General features: G+C 71.8%; 10 protein-coding genes. 4 read left to right on the top strand and 6 right to left on the bottom strand.

The features are described from left to right. Nucleotides 1–398 precede the first annotated feature (398 nt). Nucleotides 399–1,367 (top strand): eCIS core domain-containing protein, encoded by a 969-nt coding sequence (locus tag IH25_RS43230; protein ID WP_078844494.1) that lies wholly within the window; start codon nt 399–401, stop codon nt 1,365–1,367. A gap of 91 nt (nt 1,368–1,458) precedes the next feature. Then, nucleotides 1,459–1,965, top strand: a complete 507-nt coding sequence (locus tag IH25_RS0130175; RefSeq protein WP_030617703.1) for a GNAT family N-acetyltransferase — start codon at nt 1,459–1,461, stop codon at nt 1,963–1,965. Between the two features lie 103 nt (nt 1,966–2,068). Here the strand turns inward: IH25_RS0130175 and IH25_RS0130180 are convergent, their stop codons facing one another. From IH25_RS0130180 to IH25_RS0130195, 4 genes are all read right to left on the bottom strand, one after another. Further along, on the bottom strand, nt 2,069–5,014 hold the full coding sequence (locus IH25_RS0130180; protein WP_030617706.1) for a type 1 periplasmic-binding domain-containing protein: 2,946 nt from the start codon (nt 5,012–5,014) through the stop codon (nt 2,069–2,071). A gap of 231 nt (nt 5,015–5,245) precedes the next feature. After that, complete coding sequence (locus IH25_RS0130185) at nt 5,246–5,476, bottom strand: hypothetical protein (RefSeq protein ID WP_030617711.1); 231 nt, start codon at nt 5,474–5,476, stop codon at nt 5,246–5,248. Nucleotides 5,477–5,586: 110 nt separating this feature from the next. Continuing rightward, complete coding sequence (locus tag IH25_RS0130190; protein WP_030617713.1) at nt 5,587–6,288, bottom strand: DUF6585 family protein; 702 nt, start codon at nt 6,286–6,288, stop codon at nt 5,587–5,589. Then, nucleotides 6,285–7,361, bottom strand: coding sequence for a BTAD domain-containing putative transcriptional regulator (locus IH25_RS0130195; RefSeq protein WP_030617717.1), 1,077 nt, complete (start codon nt 7,359–7,361; stop codon nt 6,285–6,287). The genes IH25_RS0130190 and IH25_RS0130195 overlap by 4 nt, the downstream gene beginning before the upstream one ends. 183 nt (nt 7,362–7,544) lie before the next feature. Here IH25_RS0130195 and IH25_RS0130200 point away from each other — a divergent pair, with 183 nt between their 5' ends. Beyond that, nucleotides 7,545–9,953 (top strand): helix-turn-helix domain-containing protein, encoded by a 2,409-nt coding sequence (locus IH25_RS0130200; protein WP_030617719.1) that lies wholly within the window; start codon nt 7,545–7,547, stop codon nt 9,951–9,953. 71 nt (nt 9,954–10,024) lie between these two features. Here the strand turns inward: IH25_RS0130200 and IH25_RS0130205 are convergent, their stop codons facing one another. After that, nucleotides 10,025–11,215 carry a DUF4185 domain-containing protein gene (locus tag IH25_RS0130205; RefSeq protein WP_030617723.1) on the bottom strand — a complete coding sequence of 397 codons (1,191 nt, stop codon included), beginning with the start codon at nt 11,213–11,215 and terminating at the stop codon, nt 10,025–10,027. A 468-nt stretch (nt 11,216–11,683) separates the two neighbouring features. Between IH25_RS0130205 and IH25_RS0130210 the strand changes: the two genes are divergently transcribed. Beyond that, on the top strand, nt 11,684–12,724 hold the full coding sequence (locus IH25_RS0130210; protein ID WP_209445394.1) for an alpha/beta hydrolase: 1,041 nt from the start codon (nt 11,684–11,686) through the stop codon (nt 12,722–12,724). Nucleotides 12,725–12,840: 116 nt separating this feature from the next. On the opposite strand, the gene IH25_RS42605 is transcribed toward IH25_RS0130210, so the two are convergent. Next, nucleotides 12,841–12,941: aggregation-promoting factor C-terminal-like domain-containing protein (locus IH25_RS42605; RefSeq protein WP_457852788.1), on the bottom strand; the 101-nt coding region annotated here is incomplete at its 5' end.

The following is a 12,941-nucleotide window of genomic DNA, read 5'->3' on the forward strand; positions in this document are numbered from 1 at the left end:
GTAGATGATCACGTGGCCGGGACCGTAACGGCCCGCCCGGCCTCCCGGCAAGAGCGCGGCCACAAGACCGGCAGTCCGACCGCGGTTCCCCTCCCCCGCCCGCCGGATGAACAACCGGACCGCAGGCGAACCGACTTGGCGCTACGCTCGGTTGACGCTCGAACAGCTTCCAATAAACTCGGGCCACCAGACGGTAAGTCGGAACCGGTAGCGCGTCACCGGACCAGAGGACCGGGATCCGTTGAACGACTGTGACCGGGTTGACCACACCGTTGGTCGGGGCATCAAGGTCAGCGGAGGTGCGCGTGGGTAACAGGGCCGAACGACGCAAAGAGCAAGCAGAGAACAGCCCTTCGCCGACGCGGGCCGGCGCTCCCGAGCGTGCCGTGCCGGAACCCATGATCCGACTGCAACGTAGCGTCGGCAACGCGGTCGTGGCACGCATGGTGGCACGTCAACGGCATGTCCACGACGGTTCCTGCGGACACGAGTCGGTGCCGCCGGTGCAGCGCTCGTCGGTCCACGCCGTTCTGCGCTCGCCCGGTCGCCCCCTGGACGAGCCGGTGCGCGCCGAGATGGAGGCACGCCTCGGTGCGGACTTCTCCAACGTGCGGGTGCACGACGACCGGACCGCCCAGCGGTCCGCCACAGAGGTCGGAGCGCGTGCGTACACGTCCGGACAGCATGTGGTCATCGGGGCGGGTGGAGCGGACCCGCACACCTTGGCGCACGAACTGACGCATGTCATCCAGCAGCGCCGGGGGCCCGTGCAGGGCACGGACCAGGGCTCCGGCCTGCGCGTCAGTGATCCCGACGACCGGTTCGAACGGGAGGCCGAGGCGAACGCGACTCGCGTCATGGCCAAACCCGTCCCCTCGGCTCCCACGGTGGTCTCCCGCGCCGCGCACGCCACGCACGACGTGCCGGTGCAACGGATGCCCGAACAGGGTTCCTTCGCGACGTTGAGCTTGAGGCAGTTGAACGCCTACCCCACGGGCATCGGTTTCATCGACAACGAGGTGCGCTCGCACCAGGCCAAACGGAATAATGTGGGTGACTGGCAGAACACCAATTTCGCGGTGATCCAGTATTGGGACAACGACAGCAACAGCGTCGTGACTCTGGATTCGTTCAATGCCGGGTCCAGAGCGCATCATTCCGAAGAGGCGCTCCTCTCACACCTGGAGAATCAGGGGGTGAGTTATCGCCCTATTGCGCTGTTCACCGACCGAAAGCCGTGCAGCGCATGCGAGACGCACATCAAAAACGTGGCCAACGGAAAGGCTCGGGGCCACGACATTCCCGTCTACTATATCTCCGACTACCCGAACCCCGATATTCGGGCCATCGAGCAGTGGTGGCAGTGACAGTCATCGCAGTCCTGAACTTTCCGACTCGGGGCCAGACGGACACCGCCCTGCTCGGCGGTCGGGCCGGTCCGTCGCGGACAATGAGCGCATGGACATCCGATCCCCTCGTCTGAGCGAGCTGCCCGTTCTCCAGGACATCGAGAGGGCCGCCGGTCGGCGGTTCCACGAGACAGGCATGCCGGAGATCGCCGAGGACGAGCCGCTTCCGCTGGACGTGCTCGCCCGGTACCAACGCGACGGGAGGGCCTGGGTGGCGGTCGACGCGGCCGGGATACCGGTCGGCTACCTGATCGCCGACCGCGTCGACGGCAATTTCCACGTGGAGCAGGTCTCGGTGCACCCCGGCAGCGCTCGGCGCGGGGTGGGCAGGTCCCTGCTGGAGCATCTGGCCGATCACGCCGGGAGCCGGCAGGTGCCCGCCCTGACCCTCACCACGTTCGCCGACGTCCCGTGGAACGCCCCCTACTACACGCGTTGCGGCTTCCGGGTCCTGGCCGAGAGCTCGCTCACCCCCGGCCTGCGGGAGATTCGTGAGCGCGAGGCGGCCCACGGTCTGGACCGGTGGCCGCGCGTGTGCATGCGCAGGGATCTGTGACGCCGGGGGCGGCCGCCGCCGCGGACCGGGCCGCTTCCGCCCCGGTCCACCGCACCGCCCCGGCGCCACCGCACGTCCCGTATGCCGCCGATGCGGGCCAGGGTCAGCTCAGTCGGCAGATCGTGTGCGGGTCGGCTCCCCCGGGGCCGGGGGGCGCGGTGAGCGGCGCCACGCTGCCCGCGGGCCGCCCGCACACGTTCACCGACCGCACCTCACCGCCGTCGTAGCTCACCCGCACGACCTCGTAACCGTGGCCGCGCTGTTCGGCGTAGGGCCGGCTGCCGGCGAAGCCGACCGTGCCGACCGGCAGGTTCGGGACGGGGTGCCAGCGCAGGTCGGCCCAGGTCTCCGCGGCGGTCTGCGGAACGTCGCCGTTGCGCGCGGCCCGGTACAGCACGGCCGTGGCGCTGTAGGACAGCACCGTCTGCCCGTTGGAGAACAGCGCGTCGGTCCAGGGCCGGGCCGGATCGGCGAGCGCCGTCCGCCGTGCTCCGGCCGGCAGCAGTTCCATGAGGACGCGGTGGGCGTCGATGTAGAAACCGGTCGTCGCCGCCAGGTCCATGGGCGCGAGGGCGAAGTGGTAGAGGGTGACCTCGTCGGGGATGCGGAGGGCTTCGCCCTCCTCGTAGTTGCTCTTGGTGAGGTCGTCGCCGGTGAACACGGTGATGCCCCGTCCCGAGCAGCCGGGGGTGGAGCCGAGCTGGGACATCAGGTTGGGCACGTCCTCGACCCGGCCGGCGAAGTAGAGGGCCTTCGGCACGGGTTGGCTGCCGCAGATGTCGCCGATGGGAGTGGTCAGTTCGGGTTCGCCCTCGGCACTGAGCCGGTACGTCCGCGAGGGCGCCGGGGCGAAGCCCGCCTCGGCCAGCATGTGCTTGCCCACCCGGGCCTGTTCGGTGGTGTAGAAGTCCTTCTCGCTGCCGACCGACCGGGACAGCACGGCGCCCTGGGCGCCCTTCTCCCGAGCGGCCAGCTGACGGGCGACGACCAGCAGGGCGTCCGCTTCCTCCTCGTCGGTGGCGGCCAGCCCGAACCAGTTGGACAGCCTGCGCGCCAGGTGGCTGCCGGAGTTGGTGGTGCTCACCACGGGCAGTCCGGCCCCCTTGAGGATGCGGGCGGCCTGCTCGGTCTCGGTGGTGTCGCGTCCCATGCCCACGACGCCGACGACGGAGCGGTCGCGGCGCGCCAGGTCCGCGATGTGCCGGGCCATGGGGATCACGTGCAGCATGTTCTGGTCGGCGTTGGCGAGCAGGACCTTGATCTTGGTCGGCTGGTCGGTGCTGACGTTGGCGTAGTGCTGGTAGAGGTACACGCCCGTGATCTCCTCCAGCCCCTTGCGGGTGTCGGCCTGCCTGGCGGCGGTGACCGGACCGGCGTAGACGATCGTCACATGGGCGTCGCGCGGTCCGATGGCCGCGTTCTCGGCCCTGATCGCCCGCTCCACCGCGTCGAAGGTGACACCCTTGCCCGCGCCGGACAGACTCAACGTGTTGCCCTGCGCGAGCCGTACGTTCCCGGTGGCGACGCCGACGCAGTGACCGCCGTGGCGGACGGAGTCGGTGTTGGAGCCGAGCAGCCGGCCCTCGCAGTAGCGTCCGGCGAGGTAGTGGTTGCCGAGGAAGCCCGCGGCCAGGCCGAGGGCGAGGACCACGGCGAGGCAGGGGCGGGACCACAGGAGCCAGGCGGGCGTCCGGCGGATGCGGTCGGTGGAGTGCTGGGCGGAGCGCCGGTGGCGCAGCTCGTCGCCGGGCATCGGGATGTACAGGATCCACGGCAGGGTGGCGGCCCGGCCCGGGGACTGGCCGGCGTTGAGGTTGGTCACCCACCGCTGGTATCTGGCGTCCGCTCCGAAGGTCTCTTCCTCGTCGTCGGCGTCGGGGCGGCCCGGCAGGTCGGCCGGCTCCGGGGCGGCGGGGATCCGCGGCCGCAGGCGTTCGGACGCCGGGACCGCAGCCAGCACGAGCAGGGGGTCGACCTCGCTGCGGCGGCTGCGCACGTCGCTGATGGTGCGCAGCAGGAGCAGACCGCCGTCCTCCTCGGTGACCCGGGGCAGATACACCACGGGCGGTACGGTGCGCTTGCGGTGGCGCAGGTCCAGCGCCCGCGGGCGGAAGTTCTCGCGCAGGTCCTCCAGCAGCGCCAGCACGCGGAGTTCCAGGTGCAACTGACGTGCCGTCGGGTCGCCCGCCTGTGCCGCGGCCACCTGCTGGGCGACGGCGAAGGCGCGGCCCCGGATGGTCTCCCAGGACTTCGCCGGCCGCCAGCGCGACCAGTCGGCGGCGGCGGGCCGGTCGCTGAGCGGGGCCAGGAAGGTGGTGGTCGCGAACCAGCGGGTGGCCCGGCGCAGCCACAGCAGCGGCGGCGCGCTGCGCGCGAGCAGGTGCACCAGGCCGAACATCGCCAGCGCGAGGGCGCCGCCCCACAACGCCGTACGCCAACCGCCCTCGCCCAGCAGCACGCTGAGGCAGGCGATGAACATGGCCCCCACGAAGCCGGAGGGGTTGGCGACGGCGCCGACGGTCTCCGCGAGGACCGGGATGCGGCGCCGGCCCTCCTCACCGGCGGAGCCACCGTCGGGGCGCCAGCGCAGCTCGGCGAGCCGGCGCATCAGGCGCTCGCGGCGCTCCGCCGCCGTCCAGACCGTCGTCACCTCGGTGCCGACCTCGGGCGCGGCCTGCTCGATGGCCCTCAGCAGGCGGGAGCGCGGGAAGCTGAAGGGTTTGTACTGCGACTGCCGTGCGTTGTCCCAGGGGTGCTCGCACAGCTGGCGCACCATGTCGACGGCCGAGGAGTACGGGTCCGGGCCGCCCCCGCCGTCGAGCCGCTTGGCGATCAGCCCCCGCGGCTGCTGGCTCTGGCGGACGAACTCCACCACCTGGGCGACCCGTCGGTCGAGGGTGCCGGTCGCGTCTTCCTCGGTGGCCTGCAGCACCACCAGCGGGGTCACCGGAGGATTCGCCCGGAAACCGTCGATGAGCCGTCTCATCAGCGCGAAGACCGCGTCGGCGGCCTCCACTCCCGCACTTCCTGTCCAGACCCGTCTGCCCATGTGCTCCGCCCCCGTCGCATCGGCCTGATCGAACATCGAGTTCGATGGGAATACCCAGCCCCGAGCGCCGCTGCACCCCGGAGGCCCCATGAATGTCGGACGCCCAGGGTGGCGGGTTCGGACGCTTCGGATCCGGTTTGCGCCGCATACCGATCGTTTTTTGTCACGATGTATCGACCTTGCGTCGATATCCGGTGAACCGGCCGCCCCGAAGCCGTGTTCCGTGCTTGATCAGCGCTGGGAGGCGATGATCAGGATGACGACGAGGATGCCCAGGACGAGCAGGCATCCGCCGCCACCGCCGCCGGACGATCCCTTGCGGAACTCGACCATCCCGCCGGGGACGACGGCCGGGTGGCGGCGGCGGTAGTGCTCCTCGATCGCCTCCGCCCCCTGGGATTCGCTCCCCCAGGAGGTGTGGTGCCCGCACTCACCGCACCGGTACCGGTAGCTGTCGGCCATGACTGTCTCCTTCTGTGTGCGTTGATCGTTCTGTGTGCGTTGCTCGGTTCACGTTCGGTGAGCCGGGGCCGTCGGCGGTGTGCCGGACGCCGAGGTGCGTGCGCGGTACGTCAGTCGTCGTCCCGCCCGGCGCGGGCGAGGTGTTCGGCGAGGGACCGCAGGACGCACAGGTTCGGGATCCCGGACGCGCCGGTGGCCCACAGCAGCCGGCGCCCGTCGGCGCGGATCGCGACGAAACCGTTGCGGACCTCGATCCGCCGGACCTCGCTCCAGCGCAGGGAAGTCCGGCCGGAGCCGACGGCGTCCGCGGTGACCCACAGGGAGCCGAAGTCCAGCCGCGCACCCTGCCGCAGCGCGGCCAGCGCCCGTGGGGTCTGCGCGGCGACGACGGCCCCGCAGATCGCGGACCACCACTCCTGCGGCCGGGCGAAGTCGCCGCGCCGCAGCACGACCCGTTCGCCATGGACGTCGACCAGCACGAGGGCGCCGCTGACGCCGCGCGAGGTGAGTACGGTGCACCGGCGCACCACCGTCGTGTCGAAGCGGACGGCATGAATGCGCCGGCCGACCGCGGCCGTCAGACCGTGCTCGTACAGGTCCAGCCGGGCGCCGGGGCGGCTCCTGGCCGGTCCGCCGTCGGCGCGCGGCGGGCGCCGCAGCCACGCGGTGGCCGGCCGGCGCCGCCAGGGCTCGGCGGGCGGCGCCCGGTAGGTGACGCGCCGTCTGCCCAGGCGGGCCCGGCCGGCGGTCGCGGAGATCCGCGCCAGCAGCAGTTCCTCGGCACGCTCACGGTCGTCCGCCGCCCCGTTCACGCCGCGCCCGCCCGGCCCCGGCCCCGGCCGGCGTCCTCGCCGGACAGTGCCGCCCGCCGGGCCCGCAGGAGCAGATCGCCCGGGGCGACCCCGAGGTCGTCGGCCAGGCGCCGGGCGGTGCGGTCGAAGACGGCCAGGGCCTCGGCCCGCCGGCCGTCGCGCCGCAACGCCTGCATGAGCATCGCGGCGACCGGTTCGTTCAGCGGCTCCTCCAGCGCCAGGGCGGACAGCGCGGTGATCGCCTCCGCGCTCCGGCCCAGCCTCAGCTGCAGGTCCGCCTTCCGCTGGGCCAGGGCGACCCGGTGCCGCACGAGCCGTACCCGCTCCGACTCGGCGAACGGCCCGGGCAGTGAGGCCAGCGGCTCGCCACGGAACAGTTCCAGCGCCCGCGCGCACAGCCGCTCGGCCTCCGCCAGGTCACCGGCGCGTTCGGCCTCCTCGGCCCGGCCGGCCAGGTCGTCCACGCACAGCGCGTCCACCTCGGCGATACCCTGGACCAGCCCGTATCCGTACCGGTCGCTCCGGATCACCGAGTCCGGGCGCTCCCCGAGACGCAGGATCTTGCGCAGCCGGTACACGTAGACGGGTACGACGTTGCCGTCCGGCATCTCCCGCCCCCAGACGTCCTCCAGCAGGCGTCGCCGGCTGACGGAACGGCTCGGACTGAGGGCGAGCGCCGCCAGCACGGCCTGCTGCCGCACGGGGCCGACGTCCAGGGGCCGGCCCGCGAGCGTCGCCCGGAGCGGGCCGAGTACGGACACCCGCAGCCAGGGACCGGACGCGGTGCCGGTGCGGCGTGCGGCGGTGTTCCCCGGCACCGGCCGGCGCGGCCCGTGGCCCGGCATGACCAGACCGCAGTCGAAGGCGTGCACGATGGCGGCGGCCCGGTCACGCAGGCCCAGTTTCCCGAGCACGTGGCCGAGCCGTTCGGCCACCACGTGTTCGGGCAGGGCCAGGGCGGCGGCGATCTCGGCGTCCCCCAGGCCGCAGCCGAGCGCGTAGAGCACTTCGCGTTCCTCGGCGGTGAGACCTGTGACGGCCCGGTCGCACCGGCCCGCGGTCGTCGTCGGCATGGCCACTCCCCGTTCTCGGGACCGGTCGGTCTCCCGTCCCGGTCGTTTCACGTCGATGTGGTCGAGGCTGGCCGTCGTGCAGGAAGTGTGGACAGAGCATTCAACCGGTCATATCTGACCGGTGCCCGCGCTAGAGTCCCGACCTGCGGAAACGGACAACTCGAGGGGGAAGGGCCATGGCCTGTGGCCGGTGAGTTCGGCGCGGTGCTGCGCCGGCTGCGTGAGAAGGCGGGACTGACCCAGGACGAGCTGGAGCGGCGTTCCGGTGTCAGCGTGAGCACCATCCGCGGCCTGGAGACCGGCAAGCGCAGCAATCCGCGGATGACCACGGTGCAGCAGCTGGCCGACGCGCTCGCCCTGCGCAGCGGGGACCGCGAGGAGTTACTCCGTGCCGCCGTCCCGGGGCGCCGGGGCGGCGGCACGGGCGAGGCGGAAGCGGACGCTCCGGAAGCGGGCGCGGCACAAGCGGAGGCGGCGCAGGCAGGCGCGGCACAAGCGGAGGCGGCGCAGGCAGGCGCGGCGCAAGCGGGCACGGCGCAAGCAGACTCGGCACAAGCAGGCGCGACCGCCGTGGCGTCGCCCGCGGTGCCTCCGCCGGCGCCGGCGGTGCGGGCCGCGCCGGCGGAGGCGGCCGAGCAACTCGCGAAGGCGGTGGCGGCCCGCTGGCAGCGCGAGGAGGAGCAGCGGCGGATCCAGGACCCGTACCCGCTGCCGGTCCGCTGGAAGGCCGCCTCCGAGGCGCTCACCGACCACTGGGCCAACATCCGCCGCCTCCCGCCGGGCGTCCCGAGCGGCCCGCTGGATCTGAGCGGCCGGCTGGAGGCCGTCGCGGAGACCTACCGGAGCATCCCGTCCGGCCGGCTGGTGGTCCTCGGCAGGTCGGGGTCCGGCAAGACGGTCCTCACACTGCGCTTCGTCCTCGACCATCTGAGGTCGCGGACGCCCGCCGAGCCCGTCCCGGTGATCTTCAGCATAGGCGCCTGGGACCCCACGGCCGTCACCCTGCGCGACTGGCTGACCGAGCAGTTGACGCGTGACCATCCCGGTACGGCCGCCCCGGGTCCCGGCAAGGTCAGCCTGGCCTCCGCGCTGGTCGACTCCGGCCGCGTGCTGCCGGTGCTGGACGGCTTCGACGAGATGGCCGACGGGCTGCGCCGCCCCGCGCTCGAGGCCCTCAACGCCACCACGCTGCCGCTCGTGCTCACCAGCCGCCCCGCCGAGTACGCCGCCGCGGTCGCGGAGACGGATGTGCTGACCTCGGCCGCGCCGATCGAGCTCACCGATCTCACCCTGGACGACCTGGACCACTATCTGCCCCGCACCACCCGCAAGGCGGACCGCTCGGACCCGGCGGCGGGCGCCTGGCAGCCCGTGCTGAAGAAGCTGCGCGAGCCCTCGCCGGACGGATCACCGGCCCCGCTCGCCACGGTCCTGTCCACTCCGCTGATGGTGGCGCTCGCCCGCACCGTCTACAGCGACACACCGGAGCACGATCCGGCCGAGCTGCTCGACACCGAACGGTTTCCCGGAGTAAGGGAGTTGGAGGAGCACCTGCTCGACAACTTCCTGCCGACCGTCTACCGCCGCTCCCGGCCCGGTGCGCGCGGCTGGGACCCCGAGCGCGTCCAGCGCTGGCTCGGCCATCTCGCCCGCCATCTGACGGAACTGAGGACGCCGGACCTGGCCTGGTGGCGGCTCGGCCACGGTCTGCGCGGTTCCACCCGCACTCTGGTCACCGCCCTCGTCACCGCGCTGGTCATCGGACTGGTCGACGGCGCCCTGTCCACCGCTTTCGGCGGCTCGTTGGCCGGCGGCGTGCTGGACGGGACGGTCGTCGGCCTGCTGGCCGGTCTCCTGTTCGGGCTGGTGCACTGGTTCACGTACACGGTCACCGGCAAGGACGTCCAGCCGTCCGCCGTACGGCTGCGCATCCGCGGCAGACCGAGGAGCACCAAGTGGCGGGCGGGTTCCCGGCTGGTGATCGGCACCCTGGGCGGCGCGTTCTTCGGTTCGGCCTACGGGTTCATGGTCGGCCTGTTGCGCGCGCTCAGCCGGCACGCCGGGCCGGCGTCCGCGCTGGAGACCGGGCTGATCAACGCGATCCTCTTCGGGCTGATCTTCGGCGGTGCCGCGGGGCTCTCCTTCTGTCTCCTCGGCCTCCTCGAAACACCCCTCGACATCGTGTCCGCCGTCAGCCCGGGCAGCGTCCTGCGCGCCGACCGCCGGACGGTGCTCATCCAACTGGGCTTCTGGGCACCCGTGTTCGGCACGGCGGTCGGACTCGGGGCGGGAGTGGTGGTGGATCTGCTGCAAGGGCACCTGGGCCAACTCGTCATGGACCCCATGTCCAGTCTCATGCTGGGCACCATCAGCGGTCTGGGCGGCGCGCTCGGCTACACGCTGACCCTGACCGCCTGGGGTCAGTGGTGTCTGCTCGCCCGTGTCTGGCTGCCGTTGACCGGACGTCTCCCCTGGGCCGTCGCCGCCTTCCTGGACGACGCCTACCAGCGCGGCGTCCTGCGCCAGGCGGGTGCGGTGTACCAGTTCCGTCACGCCCGGCTGCAGAGCCGTCTCGCGCGGCGCAGCCGGTGAGGAGGAGCCGGCGGCGCCGCGGTCGTGAGGCCTCGTCCCCCGTCGGGGATGCCGGGGCCGCGCTCACCGGCTCACGGGTTGATGCCGTCGTACTGCAGGACGCGGTAGGGCGACTGGTGGGGCTGGCCGTTCCACTGCGAGACGATCAGGGTCAGGGAGGTGGGGCCGGCGCTGCCCGGGTGGATGTACCCGCCGTACAGGAAGGGGAGTTGGGGCTTGGCCCAGTGGTCGGGCGGCCAGGCAGCGTCGCCGACGATCTGCGCTTTCGGCGCGCTCCACACGGCGTCGGGCCGGGGGGCGGTGCGGGTACGGATCGAGTAGTCGGTGACGTCGAAGTAGCTCATGCAGTACGTGCCGCCGATGCGTTTGACGGAGAACTCGCCGATGTTGTTCCCGGAGAGGATCACGGACGGCTGGACCGCGCGGGTCCACTGCCACCGGCCGTCCAGGTAAGCCCAGTTCTCCTGCGCTCCGAAGTTGCCGGCGCGGAATTCCTCCGGCCGGATGCGGAAGAGCTGGATCGCGCCGCCGTCACCGGTGTTGCGGTGGCTGCCGTTCCAGCGCTTGGAGAAGATGTACAGCCAGCCGTCGGGGTCGATGCCCGCGAACGACCACATGCCGTACAGCGACTGGTTGACGCCCTGGGTGTCCCCCGCCCAGTGGTAGGGGTAGTCGTGCCAGGTGACGCCGTGGTCGTCGGAGTAGGCGACGCCGGACATCCGCGAACCGTCGTACCCCGCGGGCGGCTGCCAGACCTCCACGGAGGTGTACTGGATGTAGGTGCGCCCGCCGAACTCGATGCAGTCGTTCGGGATGCGGCTGACCTCGAAGCCGTATCCGTTGTCGGCGTTGTGCCGGTAGTCGAAGAGCTGCCGGGCGCCGCCTGCCGTGGGCATGGCCCAGGTGAACGAGATCGGGGTGGAGCCGGAGGCGTCGAAGGACGCCTGGTTCAGCATGACCGGGGAGCCGAGGTACTCCCCTCCCAGCGCGGGTTCGCTGAAGGAGTCGCCGAAGACATAGCCCCAGGTGTTGTCGTGCTCCCGGTAGTAGGGAATCGCGAGGTCGCCCGATCCCAGGCCCTGCGCACGGGCCGAGTCGCCGGGCTGTTCGCACAGCGGCGCCCCGTTCTGGGCCGCGGCGGCGGAGGGGGCGGCGGCGAGGGAGCCGCCGAGCGCGCCGAGGGTCAGGGCGGCGCCCGTGCCGGCCTTGAGCAGGGTCCGGCGGGTGGGCGGACGGCGGTCGGGGTGTGCGGAGTCGGACATGGTCGTCCCTTCGGGGTCGGTCGGCCGCGAGTGATCACCGCGCCAGGACTGCGGATACGGACACGAATACGGACACGGACACCGATACGGATCGGAAGGCCCACGGCGGCCGGCTCATCCTGGCAGGGGGCGTTGAAAAATCGATGAAATACCCGTTCAGCGAGCGGATCGTGTCCCTGGAGCCCCGGCCGAGACGTCGTCGCGGAACCGTCACCGCCGGCCCCGACCGTGGCACGTCCACAGCGGTGTCATGGGAATTTCATCGGCCCTCCCTAGCGTGACCCTGCCCGCGTACAAGCACCCGCACGGGAGGACGGCGCGATGGCACCCGCCGATGACGGTCCTCGGCATACCCGCCCCCGGGGCGCCACCGCGTCCCGGCACAACCCGCCCCGCACCGCACGCAAGCTCACGAGGAGGCACGCTGTGGCAAGGACATCGAACCGCCGGCGACTGACGGCGACCGGGATGCTCACCGCCGTCACGCTGGCCCTGGCCCTGTCGGCCGGTCCCGCGCAGGCCGCCGACGGCACCGCACCGCCGCCGTTGACGAACGGATTCGGACTGACGCAGGTCGACACGGTCGTGGGCGGTCCCACGAACTTCACCCTCACGGTGACCACGCCGGAGGTCTCCGGCAAGCACCACATCAAGATCATCCTGCCGAGCGGTTACTACGACGACCCGGGCAGGCGCTACCCCGTGCTGTACTTCCTGCACGGCTCGCCCGACGACCCGATCCAGCAGAACTATCCGGCGCTGACCACGTCCGACTCGATGATCACCGTCATCCCGGACGGTGGCGCCCGGGGCTGGTACGCCAACTGGCTGAACCAGAAGACGCGCCTCGGCGCCCAGAACTGGGAGAACTTCCACCTCAAGCAGGTGATCCCGTTCATCGACGCGAACCTGCGGACCATCCCCACCAAAAAGGCAAGGGCCGTCGCCGGTGTCTCCATGGGCGGGTTCGGCGCCCTGCACTACGCGCAGGTCCGGCCCGACCTGTTCAGCCAGACGGCGTCCCTGTCGGGGGACATCGACCTGTCGGTCCGGTCCATGGACCTGCGGCTGGCCGTCGTCGCCTCCGTCACCGACGCACTCGGCGCGATCTGCGGCTCGTCCTCCGGAGCCTGCGACCCCGACAACTCCCCCTACAAGCCCGGTGTGGACAGTGACGCCCTGTTCGGTTCGCCCTACCCGGTGTTCAACGCCGACTGGCGGTGGAACGAGGTCGATCCGGCCGCGCACATGGACAAGCTGGCCGGGATCGGCGTCTCCGTCTACGTGGGCAACGGCGCCGGCGTCCCCACCGAACCGGAGTTCTGGCTCGAAGGCGCGGCCCAGCACGTCAAGGACAGCATGGACGCGCTCGGGATGCCGTACCACTACGTCGACTACGGCAACGGTTCCACCTGGGGCACCCAGTGCAACGGCGGCCACAACGCAGGCTGCTGGGAACAGGACCTGCGGGACCTGATCCCCCGGCTGGAGCGGGCGTTCGCCTCCTGACCGTATGCACACGGGCGGCGCAGGACCGGGCCGGCACCCGGCGGGCCCCCTGTATATACGCGTGCGCCCCCGCCGGGTGGGCGGGGGCGCTGACGCGGTGAGGTGTGCTGTTCGGCTCAGTACCAGCCGTTGGCCTGCCAGAAGTTCCAGGCCTTGACGGGGCTGCCGTAGCGGGAGTTCATGTAGTCCAGGCCCCACTTGATCTGGGTGGCCGGGT

Origin of the sequence: Streptomyces achromogenes subsp. achromogenes (assembly GCF_000720835.1) — a bacterium.
Taxonomy (GTDB): Bacteria; Actinomycetota; Actinomycetes; order Streptomycetales; family Streptomycetaceae; genus Streptomyces; species Streptomyces achromogenes.